Source organism: Spirochaeta lutea (assembly GCF_000758165.1).
Taxonomy (GTDB): Bacteria; Spirochaetota; Spirochaetia; order DSM-27196; family Salinispiraceae; genus Spirochaeta_D; species Spirochaeta_D lutea.
This window is the reverse complement of record NZ_JNUP01000071.1, coordinates 51019-74797: the sequence shown is the minus strand read 5'-3', so window position 1 is coordinate 74797 and position 23779 is coordinate 51019. Positions and strand designations below refer to the sequence as shown.

The 23779-nt window shown below is 57.1% G+C and carries 21 protein-coding genes; 12 read left to right on the top strand and 9 right to left on the bottom strand.

Annotation, left to right across the window (positions count from 1 at the left end):
* The 6 genes from DC28_RS13020 to DC28_RS12995 all read right to left on the bottom strand — a co-directional run.
* Nucleotides 1-1026 (bottom strand): ATP-binding cassette domain-containing protein (locus DC28_RS13020; protein ID WP_081942203.1); only part of this gene is annotated, 1026 nt, incomplete at its 3' end.
* Nucleotides 1027-1164: 138 nt separating this feature from the next.
* On the bottom strand, nucleotides 1165-1608 hold the full coding sequence (locus DC28_RS13015) for a hypothetical protein (protein WP_037549544.1): 444 nt from the start codon (nucleotides 1606-1608) through the stop codon (nucleotides 1165-1167).
* A gap of 90 nt (nucleotides 1609-1698) precedes the next feature.
* A complete protein-coding gene (locus DC28_RS13010; protein ID WP_037549541.1) occupies nucleotides 1699-2496 on the bottom strand; it encodes a hypothetical protein in 798 nt (265 codons plus the stop codon).
* Nucleotides 2489-3256: a hypothetical protein gene (locus DC28_RS13005; protein ID WP_037549538.1), complete on the bottom strand. Its 768-nt coding sequence runs from the start codon at nucleotides 3254-3256 to the stop codon at nucleotides 2489-2491. Before DC28_RS13005 ends, DC28_RS13010 begins: the two co-directional genes overlap by 8 nt.
* Nucleotides 3237-4118 carry an ABC transporter ATP-binding protein gene (locus tag DC28_RS13000; protein ID WP_037549534.1) on the bottom strand — a complete coding sequence of 294 codons (882 nt, stop codon included), beginning with the start codon at nucleotides 4116-4118 and terminating at the stop codon, nucleotides 3237-3239. Before DC28_RS13000 ends, DC28_RS13005 begins: the two co-directional genes overlap by 20 nt.
* 1 nt (nucleotide 4119) lies before the next feature.
* Nucleotides 4120-4740 carry a TetR/AcrR family transcriptional regulator gene (locus tag DC28_RS12995; RefSeq protein ID WP_037549531.1) on the bottom strand — a complete coding sequence of 207 codons (621 nt, stop codon included), beginning with the start codon at nucleotides 4738-4740 and terminating at the stop codon, nucleotides 4120-4122.
* 210 nt (nucleotides 4741-4950) lie between these two features.
* Between DC28_RS12995 and DC28_RS12990 the strand changes: the two genes are divergently transcribed.
* The gene (locus DC28_RS12990) at nucleotides 4951-5742 is read left to right on the top strand and encodes a hypothetical protein (protein WP_037549528.1); all 792 of its coding nucleotides are present in this window, start codon (nucleotides 4951-4953) and stop codon (nucleotides 5740-5742) included.
* Here the strand turns inward: DC28_RS12990 and DC28_RS12985 are convergent.
* Nucleotides 5705-6160, bottom strand: a complete 456-nt coding sequence (locus DC28_RS12985) for a DUF1801 domain-containing protein (protein WP_037549525.1) — start codon at nucleotides 6158-6160, stop codon at nucleotides 5705-5707. The genes DC28_RS12990 and DC28_RS12985 overlap by 38 nt on opposite strands.
* A gap of 96 nt (nucleotides 6161-6256) precedes the next feature.
* Complete coding sequence (locus tag DC28_RS12980) at nucleotides 6257-7681, bottom strand: M28 family metallopeptidase (RefSeq protein ID WP_037549522.1); 1425 nt, start codon at nucleotides 7679-7681, stop codon at nucleotides 6257-6259.
* Between the two features lie 93 nt (nucleotides 7682-7774).
* On the opposite strand from DC28_RS12980, the gene DC28_RS12975 reads away from it, so the two are divergent.
* Nucleotides 7775-8866, top strand: a complete 1092-nt coding sequence (locus tag DC28_RS12975; RefSeq protein WP_037549519.1) for a hypothetical protein — start codon at nucleotides 7775-7777, stop codon at nucleotides 8864-8866.
* 359 nt (nucleotides 8867-9225) lie between these two features.
* Here the strand turns inward: DC28_RS12975 and DC28_RS12970 are convergent, their stop codons facing one another.
* Nucleotides 9226-11934: a CHASE2 domain-containing protein gene (locus DC28_RS12970; protein ID WP_037549516.1), complete on the bottom strand. Its 2709-nt coding sequence runs from the start codon at nucleotides 11932-11934 to the stop codon at nucleotides 9226-9228.
* 123 nt (nucleotides 11935-12057) lie between these two features.
* Between DC28_RS12970 and DC28_RS12965 the strand changes: the two genes are divergently transcribed.
* The 10 genes from DC28_RS12965 (at nucleotide 12058) to DC28_RS12920 (ending at nucleotide 23678) form a co-directional block, all read left to right on the top strand.
* Entirely contained in the window at nucleotides 12058-12510 is a 453-nt protein-coding gene (locus DC28_RS12965) for a hypothetical protein (protein WP_037549513.1), read from the top strand.
* Complete coding sequence (locus DC28_RS12960; protein ID WP_037549511.1) at nucleotides 12507-13901, top strand: alginate export family protein; 1395 nt, start codon at nucleotides 12507-12509, stop codon at nucleotides 13899-13901. Before DC28_RS12965 ends, DC28_RS12960 begins: the two co-directional genes overlap by 4 nt.
* Nucleotides 13902-13916: 15 nt before the next feature.
* Nucleotides 13917-14843: a FecR family protein gene (locus DC28_RS15870; protein WP_052078887.1), complete on the top strand. Its 927-nt coding sequence runs from the start codon at nucleotides 13917-13919 to the stop codon at nucleotides 14841-14843.
* A 1-nt stretch (nucleotide 14844) separates the two neighbouring features.
* A complete protein-coding gene (locus DC28_RS12950) occupies nucleotides 14845-16380 on the top strand; it encodes a hypothetical protein (RefSeq protein ID WP_037549508.1) in 1536 nt (511 codons plus the stop codon).
* A gap of 130 nt (nucleotides 16381-16510) precedes the next feature.
* The gene (locus DC28_RS12945) at nucleotides 16511-17596 is read left to right on the top strand and encodes an alpha/beta fold hydrolase (protein ID WP_037549505.1); all 1086 of its coding nucleotides are present in this window, start codon (nucleotides 16511-16513) and stop codon (nucleotides 17594-17596) included.
* Between the two features lie 56 nt (nucleotides 17597-17652).
* Entirely contained in the window at nucleotides 17653-18558 is a 906-nt protein-coding gene (locus tag DC28_RS12940) for a helix-turn-helix transcriptional regulator (protein WP_037549502.1), read from the top strand.
* 18 nt (nucleotides 18559-18576) lie between these two features.
* On the top strand, nucleotides 18577-19527 hold the full coding sequence (locus DC28_RS12935; RefSeq protein WP_037549500.1) for a sugar ABC transporter substrate-binding protein: 951 nt from the start codon (nucleotides 18577-18579) through the stop codon (nucleotides 19525-19527).
* The gene (locus DC28_RS12930) at nucleotides 19524-21008 is read left to right on the top strand and encodes a sensor histidine kinase (RefSeq protein ID WP_037549495.1); all 1485 of its coding nucleotides are present in this window, start codon (nucleotides 19524-19526) and stop codon (nucleotides 21006-21008) included. The genes DC28_RS12935 and DC28_RS12930 overlap by 4 nt, the downstream gene beginning before the upstream one ends.
* Nucleotides 20993-22516 carry a response regulator gene (locus DC28_RS12925; protein WP_037549491.1) on the top strand — a complete coding sequence of 508 codons (1524 nt, stop codon included), beginning with the start codon at nucleotides 20993-20995 and terminating at the stop codon, nucleotides 22514-22516. Before DC28_RS12930 ends, DC28_RS12925 begins: the two co-directional genes overlap by 16 nt.
* Nucleotides 22509-23678 (top strand): substrate-binding domain-containing protein, encoded by a 1170-nt coding sequence (locus DC28_RS12920; protein WP_238565824.1) that lies wholly within the window; start codon nucleotides 22509-22511, stop codon nucleotides 23676-23678. Before DC28_RS12925 ends, DC28_RS12920 begins: the two co-directional genes overlap by 8 nt.
* Nucleotides 23679-23779 lie beyond the last annotated feature (101 nt).

Sequence of the window (23779 nt, the reverse complement as noted above, 5' to 3'; positions counted from 1 at the left end):
TTCCTTGGTCGCCGCCGGTTCCTTGGTCGCCGCCGGTTCCTTGGTCGCCGCCGGTTCCTCTGCCTCAGCCGGTTTTCCGGTTAGTGCCAGAAAAACCTCGTCCAGGCTGGGATGCCCCAGGGAGAATTCCCCCGGGGTTAGCCCCCGGTCCTGCAGCCCCCTGAGAACCCCCAGGGCCGACTCAGGACTCGGCATGGCCGCCTGGAGCTGTCTGGGACTCGCGGAGGGCAGTAGCTCACCGGAGATGCCCAGTTCCCGGAGGATTGCCGGTATGGCCTCCGTGGCCCGGGCCGCCTGGGACTCCCCATCGAACCGTAGATGCAGGGTGCCTTCTCCCACGGCCTTTTTGAGCTCCCGGGGGGTGCCCTGAGCGATAACCCGGCCATGGTTAATTACCCCAATACCCTGGGCGAGCTGATCGGCTTCGTCGAGGTACTGGGTGGTGAGTAGGACGGTAGTCCCCGCACCGGCTAACCTGCGCACCACGTCCCAGATCTCGTTCCTGTTATGGGGATCCAAGCCGGTGGTGGGCTCATCGAGAAAGAGCAGGTCGGGGGTTACAATCAGGCTGGCCGCAATATCCAGCTTGCGGCGCATACCCCCGGAGTAGTTTTTTACAAGCCTCTGGGCAGCATCATCCAGGGTAAAGGCCCGAAGAATTTGGTCGGCCCTCTGGGCTGCGGTGGTTTTCCGGAAACCCAGAAGCCGTCCCAGAAGGATGAGGTTCTCCCTTCCGGTAAGGTCTTCGTCCATGGACGCATACTGTCCTGCCAGGGAAATCCGGCGGCGGACCAGAGCCTTATCCCGGGGAAGGGTATGGCCCAGGACCTCCACCCTGCCGGCTTGAAATCCCAGAAGGGTGGCAAGGATCCGAATGGTAGTGGTCTTTCCCGCACCGTTGGGGCCCAGGAGGGCATAAATGGATCCCCGGGGGATTTCCAAATCAATTCCCTTGAGAACCTCCAGGGAACCGTATGACTTCCGCAGGCCGCTCAGGCGGACCGCGGGTGATGTTGTCTTCGTCATTGATACTCCTTCGCCTCTTCCTTGATCAACAGTTCCTCTCTACGCAACGGAAAACCGCCGTATCATAGGCAGATACGGAGATTCCCGATGAATAAACCGAGAGTCCTGCCTCAGGATCAATGTTCCAGTGTTCATGGGTTAATTGTCTAAGCCGTTTTGTAATCGACCGCGGGATTCGGCCTCCACCTGACTCTCCGTTTGGATATCCGCATCCAGAAGCAGATTGACCAGGGCCTCAATTTTGGCCTTCAGAGCCGGGCGGTAGCGCTTTTTAACCAGCAGAACCAGCTGGTTGCTCTGGGCTGTGGCTATTCCCTGGAGCAGGTCCGGGTTGGTGATCTCAATCCGCAGCTTGTCCCGGAATATCCCGCGTTTAAAATCCAGGGATTGAATATCCTGGTAGGCAATCCGCAAGGTCCGGGGTGTGCCCTTGGGTTTATCCGTAAACTCACTGCGCTCCTGCAGGTTTATCTGAATCTGCCCTCCCTGGAGGGCCATCACCCCCACAAAATAGCTTTGCAGTTCCTGACTCTGCAAAAACACGGGAAAGCTCTCGGTCTCAAGGCGTGAATAGGAAATCATGTCCTAAGAGTACCCCACTTTTACGGTTCCGTCCTGAGCAGAAGGGCAATCCTGAGTAATTTTCTATGGTGATTCCCATGCCCCCTTCTCCTACAAACCCCGTCCGATTCGGTTCAATTCCCGGCGCAGCAAACCTCCCAGCCAAATCCCATGAACCCCAAAGCCGGTTACCCACCAGATCCACTCCGGCCCCGGCAGGTCCAGGAGCAATAATGCGGCGGGCCAGAACCACGGGGTCAACCCAGCCAGCCACACAACATCGATTCCGGAGAAGCGGCCGGGAACCAAAAAAACCAACAGAGGAAGCATAGTAACCAGGGACAGTCCCTTTCCCACGGTCATACCCTCCACCTTGTCCCGTGCCAGGGCGGAGATACACATAGCGAAAATACAGGTCTCCAGGCCCGCCATACCGGCGGCTAACCCATGGACGCCCCAGGACCAGCCCCGGAGATGGGGTGCCAGGATCAGGGGCATCAGTCCCAGGACAAAGAGCACCGACAATCCAGCCAGCCCCAGAAGCAGCATACCCACGTACCATCCGGCCCCCCGGGGCAGAACCAAGAACACACCCAAGGTACCCTGATCCTTTTCTTCCAGAAGCCGGAACCCCAGGGGCATACCCAAGAGCTGGGGAATCATGTAGAGCATGGCGAGCCCCAGCCAGCTCCGGTAGGGCTGCAGATCGAAGCCCCAACGGCTTGCAACCAGCCTCTCCGCCAGGGGCCAGACTACTGCAAACAGTACCATGATGAACAAGGGCAGGACTAGAAAGAACAGGTACAGGGGATTTTTTAACCACTTTTTTCCCTCCAGGACAACACCCTGACTCCAGCCCCCCATCCGGATTCCCCGTTCTCCGGAAACCCGCAGCTTGTCCCTATTCATGGAGCGCCCCCCTTCCCGCCTGGCTCAGAAGGTGCTTCCAGGTGCGGGAGTAGAATCCCAGAATCAGCCCTCCTACCGCCGTGGTCCACCCGAACGAAATACCCAGGTCCAGTGCCTGGGCGCCCAGCCAGGGCGCCATGAAGGGATAGCTGAATCCCCGGAAGGGATGCAGCAGCCACCACTCCGATCCGGCCCCGGGCAGCAGATACAGCAGCCCGGAAATCAGGGCAATGAGAACCAGGGGCAGGATCAGAAACAACTGATTCAGCGAACGGATCCTCAACCCGATGGCTACCCCCAGAATGGTAAGCAGCCAGTTCACCCCCAGAAGCCAGGGCAGCACCACCAGGGTCTGAACCGGCCAGCCTCCCAGTACCCCGATTACCAGGGACGACCCGACAGACAGCAGGGTATACACCAGGATCTTCGCCCGGAAAATCACCCTGACATCCCGGGGCAAAAACAGGTAGGTGGCAAGCACCCGGCTATCCTTCAGCAGAAGCAGTTGAGAGGGAATAAAGAACATCCCCAGGGTAGCCGGATCCATGAACAAAAACACCGGCAGCACATAGGCTTGAGCCGAGGCTGGCATCAGAGATAAAATCCCCACCATCATGGCCGCCACCACCCCGTACACCTGGGGCAGGCCGTTTTTCCAGAGTACCTGGAGTTCCATACCAAACAGCTTCCAAAACGGACGGTCCAACCACGGCCCCGGGGCACGGGACAATCCATCCTCCCTATTCCCCAGATGATTCATGGAGGCTCCTTCCCGTGGTAGTTAAAAAGATCTCTTCAAGGTTCGGTTCCAGACTACGGATCCGTTCAACCCGCCCGGCAGCCAAGAACCCCAGGAACTCCTGGTTCCCAGCCAGGTTCTCCAGGGGAAATTCCCGGGATAGCAGATCCGTGTTCTCACCATGCCGGGCTGTAATCTCCACTCGAACCAGTCCGGTCTTATGCCGCCGCCGCAGCTCATCCGGAGCAGCCGATGCCGCTATCCGGCCGTCTACCAAAAACCCCACCTCGTGGCACACATCCTGAGCAAGGCCCATATTATGGGTAGTAAGAAACACCGTTTTCCCGCCCTCAGCCTCCCGGCGCAGCAGATCCTTCACGGCTGAAGCATGGATGGGATCCAGCCCCGAGGTAGGTTCATCTAAAAAAAGCACCTGGGGATCGTGCTGGAGCGCCCGGACCAGGTTCAACCGCATCTTCATCCCCTTGGAAAACTCTTCCACGGGCCTGTCCATATCCTTCTTCAGCCCGAGGTATTCCATGAGTTCGGGACCCCGATCCGCCGATGCGGAATAAAAGAGCCGGTAATAGGTTAGGTTATCCCTGGCGGAGAGCCGCTCGTAGAACCGGGGAAACTCCAGGGCCACCCCCAGGACCTCATACACCCTCCGGGACCAGTGTTCCAGGTCCCTGTCCAGGATTTTCACCCCGCCGCTGTACCCCTTCAGCACCCCGTAGAGTATTTTTTGGGTCGTGCTCTTCCCAGCTCCGGAGGGCCCTAAAAACCCGTAGATCCTCCCCGGAGGAACGGCAAAACTCAGATCGCTCAGGGTCTGTTCCGGGCTCCCGGGATAGCGGTACGATAAATGAGAAACCGAAATCATATTATTCCTCCCTATTCTTGGGCAGAAGGTCCTCGGATATCCTGTCTACCAGGTAGACCAGGGTATTCTTCCATCCCGGGCCGATATCCCGGCGGTGCAATACCAGATAAATCAGATTCTTAACCGCCTCAAAGGCTCTGGCCAGCACAGCCTCATCCTGAACCATGCCCTTCCCGGCGAACCGGCCAATCCAGTCCTTCCAGAAGGCCTCATCTTCGGCCATCCGTTCCTGGTATGCCTGCCGCCCGAGCTTCCTGATAATCCGCTCCAACAGGGCGGGGTCCAGGGCCCGTTCAAAGAGGGGATGCTGTTCAATCAACTCAAACTGCCATAAAAAAAAGTACTCCAGGGCCTGCTTTAAGGACAGCTCATCCCAGGCACGCTCCAGCCTGACCGCAATCCGCTGTTTCTCCCGGACCTCCACCTGCTGGGTCAAGGCGAAGTAAAAATGCTCCTTGGACTCAAAAAACCGGTAGAATGCCCCCTTGGAAATGCCCGCAGGGCCCACCAGCTCATCCACACTCACCTTTGCAAAATCGGTCCGGCTGAAGGCCTCCTCTCCCGCCTCATACAGCCTTCCGATGATCTCTTTTTGCTCCCTGGCATCAAATCCCCTGGGCATTGGAATCCCCCCTTTTAATCGTGACTAAAAATATAAAACAGTCATATAGTCATGTCAATGGTGATTGTGATGCCCAGTCCCAAGTCTAAAGTCCCTGCCACCGGGACGTAAGAATATGGCCGGCGCTATCCCTGGGGCCTGAACTCGGGCAACCCCCTAGGAGATCCTTGGATTGACAACCCGCCCCCAGCCGGGTAGCTTTTACCTGTCATGAGCAGACAGTTCATTCCTGAGGACGACATTAAACCCATTCTCCTAAAGGCCCTGGAAATCCAGGAGAAACAACTCCGCACCTCCTCGGATTCTCTTTTATCGGGATCCCTGGACCAGGTCAGTGTTCAGGAGCTTCAGGGTATGGCAAAAGAGCTGGGTATTGCCCCGGGGGTGTTGGAACAGGCTATGCTCATGTACCGCTACGGGGGCTCTAAGGGTTCAAGCCACTCCCTGGGCCGCCGGCTTCTGGGAAGTCCCCCCCGGCTGGACGACTACCTCGTACTTCCCCGGCGGCTCACAACCGAGGATCTTGAACAGCTCAGCCGCCTGCTTTCCATGGCGGTACCCCAGGGGGGCTCGGGTCAAATAAGCGCTGTGGGATTGCTCTGGCAGAGTAATGCCCCCGTCGTTTCGGGCGGTCAGGGCATCGTCTCGGATATTTTGAAGGTTGATGTCAGTCTGGCCCAGGAAAGCACCCTGGTACGGTTTACCCAGGATATGGGACAGAGCGCGGGTGGGGTGTTCGGAGGTATTATCGGTGGTTTCGGAGGCGGGGTCGGCTTCGGTGTTGGGTTCGGGGTCGGAATCGGCGCCCTGGGATCAGCCCTCTTCGCCGCGGTGTTTCCCCTGGCGGCCCTGGCCGGTTCCTACGGCCTGGCACGCTACATATACCGCCGGCTCTACCTCCATCGAAGCCGTACAATCACCCGGATAAAAGAAGAAATACAGTCCCGGCTGTCGTCTGGTCCGCCTACCGAATCGAACGGCCGGCCTCGTATCGGGCAATGAACTGATCCACGCTTATCCGGGACATGAGTTCTCCTATGAGGTCATAGGGGATCTCGTCTAGGTACTTAAAGCGCACGCAGCTTTTGCCCATGTTAATCTTATGCTTGTACCCCAGCTTCTGATACTCACCCACAAACCAGTCATAGAGCCCGGGGTCCATAAACAGCCCTGAGTGGTACATTGCCAAATAATGTTTCTGCACGGCAATACTCAAAAAGGGAAGGGGGGTATGGGGGGTGCAATGGTACCCCTGGGGATAGCGGCTCAGGGGAATCACCCAGCTGATCATATTGTACTGGATGGTCTCCTGGAACCCTTGGGGAATATTCTGGTTGATTGTATCGCGCAATCTCTCTAGGGCCGGCCGGCGTTCTGCATCGGTTTGGAGTATGTAGGCTCCCGGCGTTTTGTACTGCATGATTCGCTCCCTTCTGTGGTTATAGTATAGCAAACTGGTCTGGTTTTTGAAGGATTCTAATCCACTCCCCGGTCCGTTGGAACCCTGCCGGGGATATCATTGGTTCATCCACTGTACCAGGGCTAAAAAGAGTGCCCGGGCAACCCCGGGCTTCAGATTTCCGGGGATATCCTGGGGGCTGTGCATTCCCGGATAGGGGGCCTGCACCAGGGTTACGGCTTGGCTTCCGGGTACGGGACTCTCCGAGCCGAAGCTCCCATGGTCGCTTAGTCCGCCTTCCATGGTGTTCAGCGCCATAGACAGATCTGCCAGGGGTGGGGTCAGAGCCGCCGTGAGCTCCCGAAGCAATTCCCCGGAACCCGGGGCCGATGCCAGGGTTAGGGCGGTCTTGTTGGAATGGGCCACCATATCGATGTTTACGACCCATACACCGGGTCCTGCCCGTCCTGCCAGCGCTCCGGCAAAGGCCCGGGACCCCAGCAGCCCCTGTTCCTCCCCGTTAAAAAAGAGAATCCAAACCGGACGGCTCGGTAAATCATTCCCGGAGGACTTGCCCACTCCGGCACGGTTTTCTGAAAGGCTTCGCGCCAACTCCAGCACCAGGGCGGTTCCCGAGGCGTTATCGATAGCCCCGGGATACAAAACCTCAGAGCCGAGCCGGCCCTGACCGTCGAAATGAGCCGACAGGATGATCGGCGGCAGATCCCCGTCTCCCCCGGGTATGGCCCCTCCAATATTTACCGCCTCTTGCACCGCGACCTCCTGATGCACGGATATCCGGACCCTGGTTCCTTCCCCCTGGGAGAATACCTCGGAGGCTCGGTGGCTTACCTGGATAAAAACCGGACCAACCTCGGGATAGGACTCTTCGGTTAAAAACACCCCCCGGGGAAGGCTGTTCATACCCGCGGGCATGGCCAAGATGATTCCTCTCGGGCTGTGTTCCTCATGGAAGAGGGCCTGCATGACCGGTGTATTGTGGACAATGGCCTCAAAGTCACGGGCGTGGATGAGTAGTACCGCATCCCGGTTCTCCCGAACCCACCCCGGACTGACTGAGGAGGCTTCCAGGGTGACGACCCGGGCCTCAATATCTGCCCTCAGCCGGACGCCCTTGCGGACCAGCACCTGGTAATCCACTCCGGCGGACAGACTGGTCCCGGCACCCGAACCCTTGGGAAAAATCTCCACCACGCTCGGCGTCCTCTCCCGGAGAACGGGCTGAGGGTAGGGAAGATAAAAATCCCCACGGCCGGGCAGGGGCTTCAGCCCAGCCTTGGAAAGTTCCTCGGCAAGCCACCGACCTGCCCGGGCATTGCCAGCGCTCCCGGTTAGGCGACCCTCCATTTCCGGGGAGGAAAGCCGCCTCAGGGATTCCCCGAGGCTGTCACCATCCAGGTCCGGTTCCCGCCCGGCCGGGACGGCGGAAGGCAGGGTGACGGATTCATTCTGAGGCCCCGCCATCAGGGGACTGAAAAAGGTAACTAAAATTGCCAGGATTATGCATAGTTTTCGAGCCATAGTACCCATAATACATTAGAATACAGGGAAAAGTGAGTTGAAACTGATATATTCAGTGATAATCATGTATCATATATAGAAGGGGCCTTAGATATGAAACGACTTTTACCCTTGATCCTTATACTTTCCCTGGGAGCTGCGGGACTCTCCGCCCAGAGCGGTGCTATAAACCTTACTCCCTTAGAAGAGGATTTTAGTACCGTATTTGATTCTATAGCCTCGGGGGTTGAGAATTCCATGCTCCTGAGTCAGACCTCAGGGAATATCATGGGCCAGGCAACCCTGGGCAACCGGAGTTTTTATATAAGCCTGCTGCCTCCCCTCGGGGTTACATTTGGAACCGGTTTGCTAAACCTTCCGGATGCAGAGAGCGAAACCTGGCGCTTTGATGTACCGGTGCCTACGATCCTGGAACAAGCCTTAGGGGAGAACGAGGATATTCTGAGCTTTGCCCAGAAGCTCATGGCCTACCCGAATCTTTCCATGGTTCAGTTCGGATTCAAGCTGCCCGCGGATCTGGAGCTTCATGCCAGGACGATGATTATGCCCGCAGGGTTGACCAAGGTGATTCTGAATGCAGTAGATCCCACCATTGGGGAAGCGGTCAGCCTGCAGATGATCGGCGGCAGTGTTCAGGTGCGCCGGACCCTGGTACAGGACCGGGGGTTTGCGCCGGGTCTGTCCATCGGCGCAGTGTACGGCTTCAACCATTTTTCCGCCGGCTTCGACCTCGGCGGCCTCGGACTGGAGCCTATCGATTTTAGCGGCCAGGAACTGGTGTTCGGGGGCGGCATCTCGACGGTAGCCAACGCCCATACCTTCGGTCTGGATCTCCATGTGTCAAAACAGCTGCTTTTTCTTACGCCCTTCCTGAAGATTTCCCCCCGGTATCAGGTCCGTACAATTGATGTAACCTCGGATCTTACCGCCGATGTAGCCGGCGAGGAGAGCTCCTTCGCCCCGGGAATCGCCCGGAACACCGCTGCATCCTCCCTGGTATTTACCACAGGTATGGAGATTAACCTCTTTGTACCGGTCATTCATCTCGGGCTGGTCTTCGACCTCCAACGCCCGGAGATAGATCTGACCGATGCAGGAAACCTCTTCGCCGGGGATTTTGCCAATCTGGATAACCTGAAACTCAACCGGGTAGGTCTGAACATCGGCTTACGGCTCCAGTTCTAGTCCTCAGCGGGTCTGTAGAGACCGCCGCCGGGCCATCGGTTGTCCGGGGGTCTCTCTTCCTCCCATGTGCGGGTACAAAAACCGGGTGCCACCCTTGGGTGAACCCGGTTTTTATGTGCCCTGAGCCCTGAGCCCTGAGCCCTGAGCCCTGAGCCCTGAGCCCTGAGCCCGGATACCAGGATCCTCCTACCTTCGGGGCATCCGGATCTGGTTTCTCCGGTAGGTAGTTCGAAACAGGATCCTAGTGCGCACAAGGTTGTAAACCACACCAGGTACAGCGCCGCTACCCACGATTCTACCTAGGGTAGTGTAACTGTGATGAAATGGTGCACCCTTTTGCAACCGGCCTTTTTGAACGCCTACTTGGTTGTCATGTTGAAAACCCCGTCCCAGTCAGCCTTCGGTGGGGAGGAGATGAATTTTTCACAGCGTTCCAGGTACAGCTTGCTCGGGCCGTCTTCCGGGGCCTTGGATAGGATCTGGGCGAACCCCTTCCGGGCGGCCTCCCAGTCCTTGGCTTCAAAGAGGTCGAAGGCCCTATGGTATGCCGGGAGAATCTCGGACAGCTGGCCGTCGAGGTGGTCCCGTTCCTCCACTACCTCGTAGAGGCGGACGGGTTCCTTAATGCCCACTACCCGGACTCGGTCCAGTTTTCGGAACACTAGGTCGGAAGTGCATGCAGTCTTGGTGGCTTCGCTGGTAAGGATCCAGGTGCCGTAAAGCTTATTTACCCCCTCTAACCGGGCGGCCAGGTTCACGTGGTTCCCCATGATGGTGTAGTCCATCTTCTTTTCGGTTCCCATGTTACCCACTACCATTTCACCGGTGTTTATACCGATCCGGGTCAGGAGATGGTCCGGGCTCATACCCTGGGCTTGAAATTCCTGGTTTAGTTGTTGCTCCAGGCGTTTCATCCGTACTGCGGAGAGGCAGGCCCGGTCCGCATGATCGGGAATATCAATGGGGGCGCCGAAGAAGGAGATAATGGCGTCTCCCTCGTATTTATCGATGGTTCCGTTCATATCCAGGATGATATCGCTCATGGCACCCAGGTAGCGGTTCAGGAGCTTAACCAGATCCACGGGGTCAAGTTTCTCGGAGATAGTGGAGAACCCCCGTACATCGGTGAATATGGCCGTGAGCACCTTTTTATCTCCCCCGAGCTTCAGGCGTTCGGGATTTGATACAATCTCCTTAATAACATCCGTTGACAGGTAGTGGGAAAAGGCCTTCCGCAGGAAGCTCTTCTCGCGCTCTGTGGAGAAAAACTTCACGATGCTGGTGGTAATGAAGGTCAGGAAGAAGGCCAGAATCACCCGGGCGCTATCGGGGTAGATGCCCGTCAGGATAAAGAATACCAGCAGGGCCACCACCAGGATGGTCAGAAGGATGATTCCCAGGATCAGGATTTTTTTGGAATCCAGATTCGATGCAACGATCCCGTAGGGAATACAGATCAGGGCGGCAATAAGTAGTCCGACCCAATCCGGTGTCTGGTCTAAGAAGCGGTTGTTCAAAATAGTATTGGCTATGGACGCGTGGGTACCGACGTTCATGTATTCGCCGTGGAAGGGGTTCACCCCGATATCGGTGGTCGCCGTGGCGGTGTGACCGATGATGGCGAATGCACCGTCCAGGTATTCGGTTAAGCGCTGGCGGGAGGCATTTAAATCCCTTAGAACCTCAGCGGTAGCCTCAAACCACTGGGGAATATCCTGGCGGAGAACCTGATAATCCTCTTCTGGTAGATTCCCCGCTGCGTAAACCTCCTCGATGCTGGACTCCAGAGCCCGGCGCGTTTCGGGCTGGAGCAGGCTGGCTACCTCGGCGAGGAACTGTTCCCGAATCTCATACACGCCCTGGGCGTCCAGCTGGTCCGGGGCGGATTCCATCTCCAGAATGAGGCTGTGCCAATAATTCAGGAAATCCCCCAGGGGGGTCTGCCCCTGATGAGCCTGGAGATAGCCCCAATCCCTGCGGGCGTCAAGGTTCCTGATGAGCAGGGTAAAGAGCTGATCGTGCAGCATCAACTCTCCGAAGGGAAGGTGGGTAAAGCTTTCCACGTAGGGGGTGTGAAGCCAGTTTATGAGCATGGTGCCGTCGGGGGCCAGGGGAATGGTAACGGTTTCCCCCAGGCTGCCCCGGGGATCCTTCACAGCCGAGAGGACGATTTTATCCTTATAGATGGTGATTTCCGGGTTTCCCAGGTAGTCCAGGAGGGGGCGGAAGGCCAGCTGTCCGTAGTAGCGGTCCTGGAATTTGTAGATGAGATTAATCCGCCGGCGGATGCCGTCGGAATCGATGATAACGTTAGGAAATCCAGCTCCCGCGGCCCGGCTCAGAACCGGATAGATGGTGGGATTCATGCTGTTCCGCCGGGGAATCCGGGAATCATCCACCACTGTAATTCCCTCCAGGGGAATGGATGTTTCGATAAGGAATGCCAGTTCTTCGTCCTCGGGAAGGACCGGCGTGGGTATGTTGAACATATTAATCGTGAAGAATGAATCCTGGAAGAAGGCTGCCGCCCTACCAAGATACTCGTCATTATCAATCACCACCCCTTCGATGCTCTTTAAGAGAGTTTCTTTACGGTTCTGGGCATCCGCCCGCAGATCGGGCAGGTACTCCTGGGCATCTTCCGGGGGAATATACCCCTGGCTCAAGGCCTCGATGAGCGCCCGGGTATTGGACTGCAGGCTTTCAAACTCATGGTTGAAGATCCGCGGCAGCTCGGTGTCCAGGTAGTCTGCGTTGATTCCCCGCTGACTGGCGTCAACGTACTCAATATCAAAAACCGCGGTTCTGGCCCCGAGTTCCCGCATGACCAGCAGGGCCCTGCCGAAGATAGAACGCCGCATGGGCCAGGAGCCGGCCATCTCTACAGCCCGGTCGTCAACATCCACCAGAATAAGCTCCGGTCTCTCTGCAATCTGTTCCTTGCTCCCGAGAAAGGCGTTGTAGGTAAGGCCGTCAAACATGGAGAAAAACCGGGTAAATCCAAAGAGGGCGACAATACCTATAATAATGAACGGGATGATCAACTCGGCCTTGATTCGAAGCTTCATACCTACCACCTTTTTATTTCTGAGGGTTATAATCACATATTATAGGGTATTATAGGAGTTGACGATTGAAAATGGTACCAAGTGGCTATAGTTTATACTATAGTGATACTCGAAGGAGAGATAATGAAAAAGTATTTCCTCGTAATTCTTCTCACGGCCTTGGCTGGGGGGTTCCTGGGAGCCCAGTCAAATGCGGTCATTGATGAGATTTTGGATCAGGATGAGGTTCATCTTTCCCATGCGGCCTACCTGTTAGCCACCGCCGGAGATCTCCTGGAAGATTCCGCTCAGCCCCAGGATGCCCTGTCGTATATGCAGGATGCGGGATGGGTAGACCGGGGTGCCAACCCCCAGGATATGGTAACCGCCGAGTTGTTCTCCTATTTATTAATGCGTACCCTCAATATACGGGGAGGGATTATGTATTCCCTCTTTCCCGGACCCCGCTACGCCTACCGTGAGATGGTCTTCCAATCCATTCTTGATTCAAGTGTCGGCCGGAAGGATTCCCTGTCGGGCGATCAGGTGCTTCGGTACCTGGCAACAGCCATGGAGAACCAAGGGGGGCAATCATGAAACGGATACTTTTTTCAGTGATCTGCCTTTTAGTACTTGGGGTTCCGGCCTTCTCGGAGATCGGTCTTTCCCTGGATCTCGGAACGGGGATGCGTTTCGATAAATCTGAGTTTACCCCTTCAACCAAGGCGACCTTTTTCCTGAACGAATCCGCCAGCGAGGCACTGAACTTTGACCTGCGTCTGGGGTTCAACGGTGCCTGGACGGCCGGGCTGGATGTCCCTGAAGCGGATCCGATCCACCCCCTCCTATACCTGAGCATCGATTCTCTGGCCCTTTCGGGGCAAACCTATTCCTCAGAATCCGGGGATGGTTTTTCCTACCGTGTCGGGCGGTTCGCCCATAGCGAACCCTCGGGCCGGGTTTTCTCCGGAACACTGGACGGGTTCTCCCTGGGGTTTGAAACCGGGGCAGTGACCACGGGGATAACCCTGGGATACACGGGGCTTGTCTTCAAGAATGCTTCCGGCATCATGATGAGCTATGCTGATCTGCTCCGGGCCGGAGACAGCACCAAGATTTTAGGGTCACCCCGGGTTATCGGGGCGGTCCGGATGGCGCTCCCACCCCTGGCAAATCAGAGTATTACCCTTCATGCCTTAATCCAGGAGGATTTGACGGCCTTGACGGACGGTCAGGCTCCCGAGAGCGCCATTCGAAATGAAGACGGCAGCCTTATAACCGAGGGCGATCCGGTGCAATCATTCAAGGGCGGTTCTCTTAACACCTTCTACGCCGGCCTGGGAGTCAGGGGGCCGATTCTTCCCACCCTGTACTACAATGCCGGGATGGTCTACGGGGGCGGTTCGGTGCTCTCCAATAACGGCCAGGATGTCTATAAAAATGCGGCCCTGCATAGCCTTGGACTATACGGACGCTTGAGTTTCTTTACTCCCCAGTTTCTGAGCGGGGCGTACAATCTTGTGGTTAGTTATGCCAGCGGTGATGCAGATACCGAATCGGTCTGGGGAGTAAACGGCACGGGGTCAGCAAGCCAGTTTACCCCCGTAGCAGGTCCGAGTTTCGGTATGGTCTTCTCGCCGGCCTTTTCAAACCTTCTGGTTATCCAACTGGACGGAGGAATTAAACCCTTCCAAAACCTGAGGTTCCTGGGCTCTGATAAGCTGCAGATGCAATTGAAGCTCTTCGGGTTTATCCGGCCGACCCTCGGGGCGGTTTCTGAAACCGACATCGTTGTGGGCGACGGTCACAACTATCTCGGGACTGAGGCCGATCTTATGATTAATTACCGACCGTTTTCCGATCTTGGAATCTCCCTGGGTACAGGCTTGTTTTTCGGAAACACAGAATCGTTTGTAGTGGATGGGGAGGGCGCAGTAGTCTCGGCTGTCCGAGCGGCCCTTCGCCTCGATGTTTCTTTTACCATGTAAGTAAGGGGGATTAGTATGAAAAAACTTGTGTTATTAGTAATGCTTGCGGGACTCCTTGCCGGGGCCCCGCTGTTTGCCCAAGAGGGACAGCTGACGGATGTCACCGGCAAGGTGGAGGTTCGTGGGCAGGATGGTGCCTGGCGCCCGGTGAGCAACGGTACGGTGGTTGCCCTGTCGGATACCATCTCTACGGGATTCAATTCCTCTGCCACCCTCAAACTGGGTTCGAACAATGTTCTTATCAAACCCCTCACCAGAATGGTTCTGGATGAATACGTTGAACGGGAAGGAGCAGTTTCCACGAGTCTACACCTCCGGGTCGGTTCTGTACGGGCTTCGGTGGACAGCTCCAGGAATATAGATCAGAAATTTGAGGTAACCAGTCCCTATTCTACCGCCTCTGTCCGGGGAACTGAGTTTGATTTCAACGGCCTTAACCTCCAGGTGCTGGCCGGGATTGTGGCCCTGCGTCTGGGGCCACCCCGACGGCCCCAAGGGGCTCCGGGACCCGGTACTCCACTGCCCCAGGAACCGGGAGCGGGTGATGATGGAGATTCCGGCGATTCCGGTACCGGCGAGGGCGGCGGCCAGGGTGATGGTTCTGGTGAGCCCGGCGAGGGCGAAGGCGCGGGTGAACAACAGCCCAGTGATTCCGGTGACTCAGGAACCCCACAGCAACCCGGCCAGGATGATGGCCCGACCATCATTGTTGGTGCCGGAGGGCAGGTTGTAATAAACAACCCGGGGCCCCGCCGGGGCGGAAGGCCTGACATTCGGACGGGGGATCAGATTCTCAATGATAATTCAAATGTATCCACCGACACATCCAGTGTAGGGAGGGGCGGAACCACCGGGGGCGGTGATGATCAACCCCAGCGGCCCCAAAGTCCCCGGCCGACCACCGGAACGGTCCGGGTAGAGTGGACCTGGAGGGAGGAATAGTATGAAAAAAATTATACGAATATCAGCACTACTAGGTTTGGGACTAATGCTGGTGGTAACCGGTTGTTCCCTGGTTGAGTCCCCCGGGGGTTCTGGAGATCTGGTGCTATCCCTTCCCGATAGCCCTGCCGGGGCTGTATCCCGGGCCACCGAACCGGATTATACCAAGGCGGTCGTGCTCTTGGTACGGGGCAGCAGTTACCTAAGCCTCAACGAATCCACCCGGTATCAGAATACAACCCGAACTGCAGCCAGAAAAGAGTATGCCAAGGGGGCCGAAGTTGCCCTGAAGGGTCTGCCGGTGGGAACCTACGGACTCATTGTTAGCCTGGTGAATGCCGAGGGCGCTACGGTGGGGTATGACCGGGTGAGCTTCACCATCCGGGCCGGAGAGGTTACTACGGCGACCGCCGCCTTATACCGGCAGAAGGTTCAGATTGTAGCTGCAGGTAAGAATACTGCCTTCGTCTCCGGCGTGGAAATACAGGGTACGGAATACTGGGTGAGCGAGGACGGGGTCCTCTGGGTGGACGGAGCTCCAGCCTCAGCCCAACCCAGTTTCGCGAACAGCGATGCAACCCTTTCCGGGATTGTTCGAGGCTATACCTGGGAGAGTGGAGAATGGGTGCCCGAGGCATGGTTATTAGTAGATAACCTGGGTATCGTACCCCTTCGAAACGGGGAATACCTGTACTCCTTCTCGGAGAACCTGGAGTCTACCGATGATGTCCAAAGCATAGAATCGGCCGAGGTGGTACTCTTTGATACCCGGAATCTGAACGATGCTGGACTATCCGAGGACCGGGAGCCCTTTGAGGACACCATGGTAGTTGCCGTGCTCCAGGGTTCTAAGACCCTTGCCATAACCTATCTCATGGAGGGGGAGGCAACCCCCGGTTCATGGATCGGCTTCGGGGAGATTTTGGGTGCTACCGAAGGTCTGGAAGACATCCTCGGATCAACCAACCTTATTAAGAGCGGAATCATCAGCGAAAGCTACGTGGCGGTCTCCACGCCCCTGAACGATTTCTTCTTTACCTACGAGGATATTGCAGAAAACCTGGATACCTTTGAGAGTCTCGGAGGGGAGGGGGAATCCTTTGATGTAGGGTCGATTCTGGCTAACTTCAGCGGGTACGGATTCTTCAACGGAACGGCCCTAGCCGGCCGTCAGGTTGGAGACATGATTCAAACCGGAACTGGCAGCAGCGAACGGTTATATGTTTTCGTTCCTGCATCGAATACGGCAAAGTCCGGAATCTATACCAGATTGGTTTCGGCCTCGGACTGGACCCTGGTGAGCGGGACAGAGGGCCTTCGCCGGGTTCGGTTTACCAAATCACCCCAGGGAAGGGTTGTTGCCCGGAATGCCGAGGGGGATTTGTTACGCTCGGTAATCCAGCTGGATGGAACGGGACTGAAAACCCAGGTTCCCTTCTACGCCGGGCTTCCCGATGTTGCCGCCGGAGTGTTTTGGGATGGTGAGGTACTGGCCATTCTGGGAGCGAAGGGCGTACGCCGGGTCTCCTTCCAGTAACCGCCAGGGTAGTTTCGAGGAATTACCATAGAAGCGAAAGTACAGAGCCCCTAGGACATCCGTCCTAGGGGCTCTTGTTCATACAAAGGTCGAATTGTGTGCCCCGGCCCGAGGTGGTATTCCTGGGGGCATGAAGAGTTTAAAAGAAAAAAGGGTTCAAGGCGGTGCAAAACGGGATTTTGTTCGTGCCTTAGGTGTTGTCGGTTTGCTCGTTTTGGCGGGGTGCGCAGGAACTCCGGAGTTTAGGGATGAGCAAGGAGATGTCGTTGAGGGAAGTATTGCATCCCTGGAGCGCCTGCAGATTAGGGGCAGGGATCAGGGTGTGGTCATTCGGGGGCGGGATGCCCAGGCTCCGGTGCTGCTCTGGTTGGCCGGGGGGCCAGGCGGTTCGGAGATCGGATGGGTGCGTACCTACCTTGGAGAGCTTGAGGAACACTTCGTGGTGGTTCACTGGGACCAGCCCGGGGTGGGAATGTCCTACGGGGCTGCGGATTATGTAGAAATCAGCGTACAGGATTATGTGGATGATCTAATTGATCTTTCCGCCCAATTGAAGCAGCGCTTCGGCAGGAAGGTGTATGTGGCCGGTCATTCCTACGGATCCGTTCTGGGGCTCTTGGCCAGCAGTCAACGGCCGGATCTATTTGCTGCGTATTTTGCTGTCGCCCAGCATGTGAATTCCCTGGAAAACGATTTGATCGGGTACCAGTACCTTATGGGACGGGCCCAAAGCCTGGGGAAAACGGAAATCGTCAAACGCCTGGAGGACCAAGGTCCGCCGCCTTACTCCGAGCAAAACGGGGACAACTACATTTACCTGTTTCAGAAACTCCATGTCTACAGTCCCCGGAACGCCGACACCGGCGGAGAGCCGGACTTCTGGTCCATGGTGTTCCCCGACGAGTACAACCTCGTGGATTCGATTAATTTGATTCGGGGCCTGTTGAAGGCGGTCCCCCAGGTGTATCCCCGGCTGGTGCCCTACGATATGGAGGAGATGGTTCCGGAGCTTGAGATTCCGGTGTTCTTTTTTCACGGCGGTCTGGATATGACCTGCGTACAGGATATTGCCTACCGGTATTTTGAGGGGTTAGAGGCCCCACACAAGGAGTTTATCTGGTATGAAGATGCAGGGCATAACATCTGTTACCAGGAGCCCCAGCGGTTCGTCAGGGATCTTGTAGAACGGGTGCAATGGGTGGGGCAGCACCTCTGATACCGGGAGGTGGGAAATCTATTGACCTGGCCGGTTCCCAGGTCTAGGATGGTCGGGTGAGCCACATACTATTTTTTTTGTACATCCTGCTTCTGGCCGGAGGAACTGCCGGCGTTGCATCCCTGGCGATTCTCCATTATCGGCTCCGGCATAGGCTGTCGGGGCTGTTTTTGTTTGTGAATACCTGTTTGGTAGGGGCATTGTTTCTGTCCCTGGTGAGCTATTACCTGAAAAGTCTGATTGTGTATCCCGCGGATCTGAGAGGGTTATTCGGAGGCATTTCCTATCTGCTGGGAATATTGGTTTACGGAGGAACGGCCGTTGCGCTTTTGCCCCTGCCCGGAACCCAGAGGGCAGGACTCATCGGGTTCACCGGGCTGGTAATTCTGGCTATGGGGATACAGTTTGGGTTTCTGGTGACCGAAAGTGTCAGAGCCATGGAGGTTATGCGGCTGCCCCTGATGGGGGTAATTTCCGGGTATCTCGCCTATCTGGGATGGACTATGATCCGGGTACGGGTCGTGCCTGCTTCGGAGACCCTGGATTGGTTGGTGACGGCCCTGGGATGGGTAACCCTGGTGTTTGCCCTGGGGTCGGCGGGCTATTACCTGGCTGCCAGGTTTTTGCCGGTCCTGGCGGGCCTTGAAATCTCCCTGGATTATATCGTCGCCCTGGCGTGGAGCGGGGTATCGGTGGCGGCATTTCTGCGCTACCTGCGGCTTCCCCAGGCGGTGTGGGCGGAGGAGGAGATCAGCCCGGCCTTTATCAAGCAGTACGGGATCACCGCCCGGGAGCTGGATGTGATCCGGCAGGTCAGCCGGGGTTTGAGCAATAAGCAGATAGCCCAGGAGCTGGGGGTCTCCTTCACCACCATCCGCACCCATCTGTATAATATTTTCCAGAAGACGGGGGTGCAAAGCCGGGTTGAGCTGCTGCGTTGCATCTCTGGTTATCGGGAATAGTCATGCTATACTGCTGCCATGGGCAGGGTACTTTCGAGGTTAGGATTTGTCGCTCTCGGCGCATTAGTGGTATCTCTGGTTTTTTCAGGGGTGCTTATTGTGGATCTGCTGGGTAGCCCCATCGGCAATACAGCCGGAGAGGATAGGCCCGAGCCGGACCTGTTTGTTTCGCTCTTTCTTCCGGCATCAGAATCACCCTATATGCAGCAAATCATTCAGGGAGCCAGGGAAAGCGCCCAGGATCATGGACTGGGGTTGTCGGTGCACCGCCTGGGAGACGGGAACTTTCGGTTTGCGGGACTGTCTGGGACCAACGGGGTTATCGTGTATCCCACCCTGGATGAGCAGTATATTCGCAGCACCCTGTACGATCTGCGGAACCGGGGAATCCCCACGGTACTGATGGAGCACGGGATTCATGATGTAGAGCCCTGGCCTCTGGTGGGGACGAATAATTTTGACCTGGGGCGGCGGATCGGCGAGATCCTCTTGGCCCAGAACCAGGAAGAGCGGGTGGTGATCGTCTACAGTCAGCGGTCTCCGGGAATTTGGGCGGAGAAGGAGCTGGTGGAGATGGGGATAGCCTCGGTTTCCGGGCTTTCTTTGGCTGCCCCGGTCCAGAGCCGGCTGACGAGTGAGAATCCCCTAGGCGCCGAGGATCTCATGAACCAGATTTTGAGAAACGAATCCCAGGTTACGACCCTGGTATTTACCGATACCGACGATACCCTGGCAGCCCTGCAGGTCCTCATCGATCTGAATATGGTCGGCAGGGTGGAGGTTATCGGATTCGGTACGGATGAGCAGATTCTGGATTACCTGTCTACGGGAATTCTGACGGCAACCCTGGTGATTAGGCCCCAGGAGATCGGCTACAATGCCGTGAAGGTGCTCAATGAGCAGATCCGCAGGGGCTTTTCCCCGGGATACCAGGATACTCCGGTGTCGGTGTTGTGGGGCGGATCATGAGGCAAACCCTGCGGACCCGGTTAATCTTCTACATGGTGTTAAGCCTTTCGGTGGTGGTGTTCTCCCTCTCGTTTATTCTCCTATTGTCTCTGCAGTTTCAGGGGATTCTGCAGGATCAGTTCTCTACCGAATCCTATCTCCAGCAGCTGCAAACCGAGGTCCATGGGGTCCGTCAGCCCTTTCTGCAGTACGTAACCAGCCGGTCGTCTACGGCCCTGGCCGAGCTGCTTGCCCGGCAGCAAACTATTCTGGGTGTGTTACCTCCCGCCCTGCCTAGGAGCGGAGACTCTCTTCTGCTGGCCCAGCGGGAGGTCTATTCGCTGATACGGGGATATCTGGGGATGATCGAGGAGGGAATCCAGCTCAAGCGCGCCCGGGCTATTCAGGAGTATACCCAGCTGTACGAGGATAGCGAGGCGTTGAACGAGCTGATTCTGAGGCGGATTGATGCCATGAGTCTGACGGGGCTGCGGAACCGGATTGCCGATTACGGGCGGCTCATGGAGGCCTTCCGGCAGCTCCAGGTTTGGAACCTGCTGGTGGTTATTTTTTCGGTGCTTTCGGCCCTGTTGTGGATGCTCGGTGCCATAAACCGGTTGACCGAGCCGATGCACCGCCTGGCAGTGGCGGCGGGGGAACTGTCAGCGGGGAATTTTGAGGGGCCGGATATCCAGGTGAGCGCTCTGCCTGAGGTTGCGACGGTTATTTCCGCCTTCAATACCATGCGCCGGGATATAAGCCAGTATATCGCCGAGATCGAACGCCGGAAGGCAGTGGAGAAGGGGTACCTGGCCGAGAAGCTTCGGAACCTGAATATGGAGCACCTGCTCAAGCGGATGGAGCTGTATACCATGCAGGCCCAGATGAATCCCCACTTTCTCTTCAACACCCTCAACACCGGGGTCCAGCTCGCCATTCTGGAAGAGGCGGATAAGACCGCTGAGTTCATGGAGAAGCTTGCCCATTTCTTTAGGCGCAATATGCGCCAGCAGGAACTCTTTGTGCCCCTGGGACAGGAGCTGGAGGGGCTAAAGGCCTACCTGGAGATCCTTGCCATCAGGTTTCCCACCACCCTGGAACTCCGGCTGGATACCGACGACAGTCTGGCGGACCGGGTATCCATTCCGGCCCTCATTCTCCAGCCCCTGGTGGAAAACTCCGTGGTCCACGCCTTCCAGGACATCCAGGGAAGGGCCTGCATCACCATCACCGTTCGGGAGAACCGGGGGTTGGTGGAGCTCGTTGTAGCGGACAACGGCAAGGGGATGGATCAGAATACCGCCCGGTCCCTGGTGGCCCGCAACACCCGGCGGGAGCGGGGCTACGGCTCTAAGGTGATGGGGCTGGAGAATGTTATTCAGCGCCTGTATTTCTTCTATCCCCAGAATCAGGACTGTGTAACCATTGAGAGCGAACCCTACAAGGGGACCACCGTCACAATCCGAATCAATCCCCAGGAGGAACCATGTATTCCGTCATGATTGTGGATGATGAAGAGCTGGTACTTCGCAGCTTTGCCTATACAATACAGAACCACGCCCCGGCCTTCCGGGTCTGCGCCCAAGCCAGCTCGGGCCTGGATGCCCTGGAGCTTGCGAAGGATAATAATCCCGACATCGTCATTCTGGACATAGCCATGCCCGGGCTGGACGGCTTGGAGACCCTGGAACAGCTCCGGGAGGTTAATCCGGATCTACAGTGCATCCTCTCCACCGCCTATGAGCGCTTCGACCTTGCCCAGCGGGCAATCCCCCTCGGGGTGTTCCGATACCTGGTAAAACCCGTGGGAAAAAAGACCCTCCTGGAGGCCCTGGAGGGCGCTGGACAGCAGATCGAATCCCGCCGGAAGCTCAGCCAGGAACACCGCCAGGATGCCCAGCGGCTCACCCACAGCCACCGGTTGGAGGAGGAGCACTTCATGCAGGAACTGCTCTGCGGAACCCTGGACGGCGAGTCCTGGAACCTCTACCGCCGCAGTCTCTGGATCTCCGCGGACAGGGGGTTCATTCTGGTGCTCTCGGCCCGGGGGGGATCCTCCGACGCCTCCCCCGGGGGCTTCACCGATCTGCGCCGGGTCTACCGCGAATTCGTGGACTGGGTGAATCACCGGGTTCAGTGTTTTGCCCTGGACATCGGCCGGCTGGTGCTCTTTATCGTCACCCGAAGGGAGAGCAGTTTTTTCCAGGGTGATTTGACTGCCCGGGCCGAGGACCTCGGACTTGTGGACCTGCGGATGGGGTGGGGAAGCACCCAACCCTACGATACCCTGGATGAATCCTACAAAGAGGCCCTGGCCATGATTACCCGGAGCCCCGGGAACCGCCAAAGCCATCGGCGGCAGGAGCGTGATCGGATCCTGGCGATTCAGCACAGCCTGAAGCGCTGTGAGGAGCTGGGGACTGGGGTATTCTTGGAGAATCTGAGGGAGTACTGGCGGTTTCTTATTCAGGAATATCCCGTAGGAATAGCAAAAAACAAGATTCTGGTGGCCCTGACGGCGGCTCAGGAGGGTCTGACCGTCTTTGTAGAGGAACTCCCCGATCTGGGGGTGGAGATTGCCGATCTGGAAACCCAGGATCAGGTCGCCGCCTGGCTGGACACTGCCGGACGGATGATCTGCGCCGCCGCCCGGCTTCAGATCCAGAGTAACCTGCCCCGGGTTCTGCACCATGCCATGCTGATGATTCAACAGCACTATGACCAGGCCCTGCAGCTTTCATCCCTTGCCCGGGAATGCGGGGTTAACCCCAATTACCTCGGCCGCCTGTTCAAGGAATACCTGCACACCACCTTCGTCGACTACCTGAATTCCATCCGGCTGCACCAGGCCGAGCAGCTTATGGCGAAGGGAACCCTTCGGCTCAAGGAGGTGTCCTGGGCCGTGGGGTACCGGGATCCCAACTACTTTAGCAGGATATTTAAGAAGTACCGGGGCCAGACCCCCAAGGAATTTATCGCCCTCAGCGACCAGGAGGTGTCCCATGGCTAAGCCGATGTCGTTCCGGAGTCTGTCCGGGGGAATGCCGCCCCCCCGCCGGGGATTTACCTGGTTCGGGGTGCTAGGGCTGGTAGTGCCGGTGTTGACGTTGGGATTGGTGTTATCGGGGTGTGTAAAATCCCGGCAGCCTGGGGAATCCCAGGATGGGCAGAGCGATCAGGTGGTGATCGGTTTTTCCGTGGCCACCGATACCTTCATCCTCGAAAGGTGGAATAAGGATATCCGGATTTTCACCAGCACCGCCAAGGATATGAAGGCCCGGGTTATCTTCCAACTCAGTGCCGGCGGCACGGATGCACAGATAGAACAGATCGGCTACCTGCTGACCCAGGATATCGATGTCCTGGTGGTTCTGCCCCACGATTCCCGGAAGCTGGGGCCGGTTATCCGCCAGGCCCGGGATCGGGGGATTCCCGTCATTGCCTACGACCGCCTTATCCTCGGTGTACCCATCGACGGATATGTGTCCTTTGATAATCAGGGCGTGGGACGCCTGTTCGGTCAGGCCCTTACCGAGGCGGTGCCCCGGGGCCGGTACCTGGTGGTGAACGGTTCGGTAAAGGACAATAATAGTTTTTTGGTAAACCGCGGATTGTATGAGGTGCTGCAGCCCTACATCGACCGGGGAGACATCCAGATCATCGATCAGATCTGGCTGGATGAATGGAATGCCGACGAGGCTTCCGAAAAAATTCTGGATGTCTTGAACCGCACCCAGGATATCCAGGCCATTTCAGCTGCCAACGACCAATTGGCCAACGCCGCCATCAATCTGCTCTCCCAGCGCCGGATGGCCGGGCGGGTTGCCGTAGTGGGCCAGGATGCAGACCTGCTCAGCACCCAGCGGGTGGTTGAGGGCTTGCAGCTCATGACGGTGTATAAGCCCATACCCAAGCTCGCCAGCCGGGCTGCGGAGTTGGCGGTGGCTTTGGCGGAGGGCCGGGAAATGGAGCCTGATTCCTGGGTGGAAAACGATACGGGAGTCTCCGTGCCCTTTTATATGGAAGAACCCATCGCGGTATACCGGTGGAACATGGAAGAGACCATCATCCGGGACGGATTCCACAGCCCCCGGGATGTGTATCGGACCCGGGACCAGGATTCGGGGTCTCCGGATGAATCGGAAACCGGGGGAGATACTGCCGCTCCCTAGGGACGGTTATCGTAATAGTGCGCAAAAGGTTGTAGCATAGCACCTCGGCGATACCCCCCATGGGCAGATTTCGATGGCGCCCCGCTATATCTGGTGTTGTT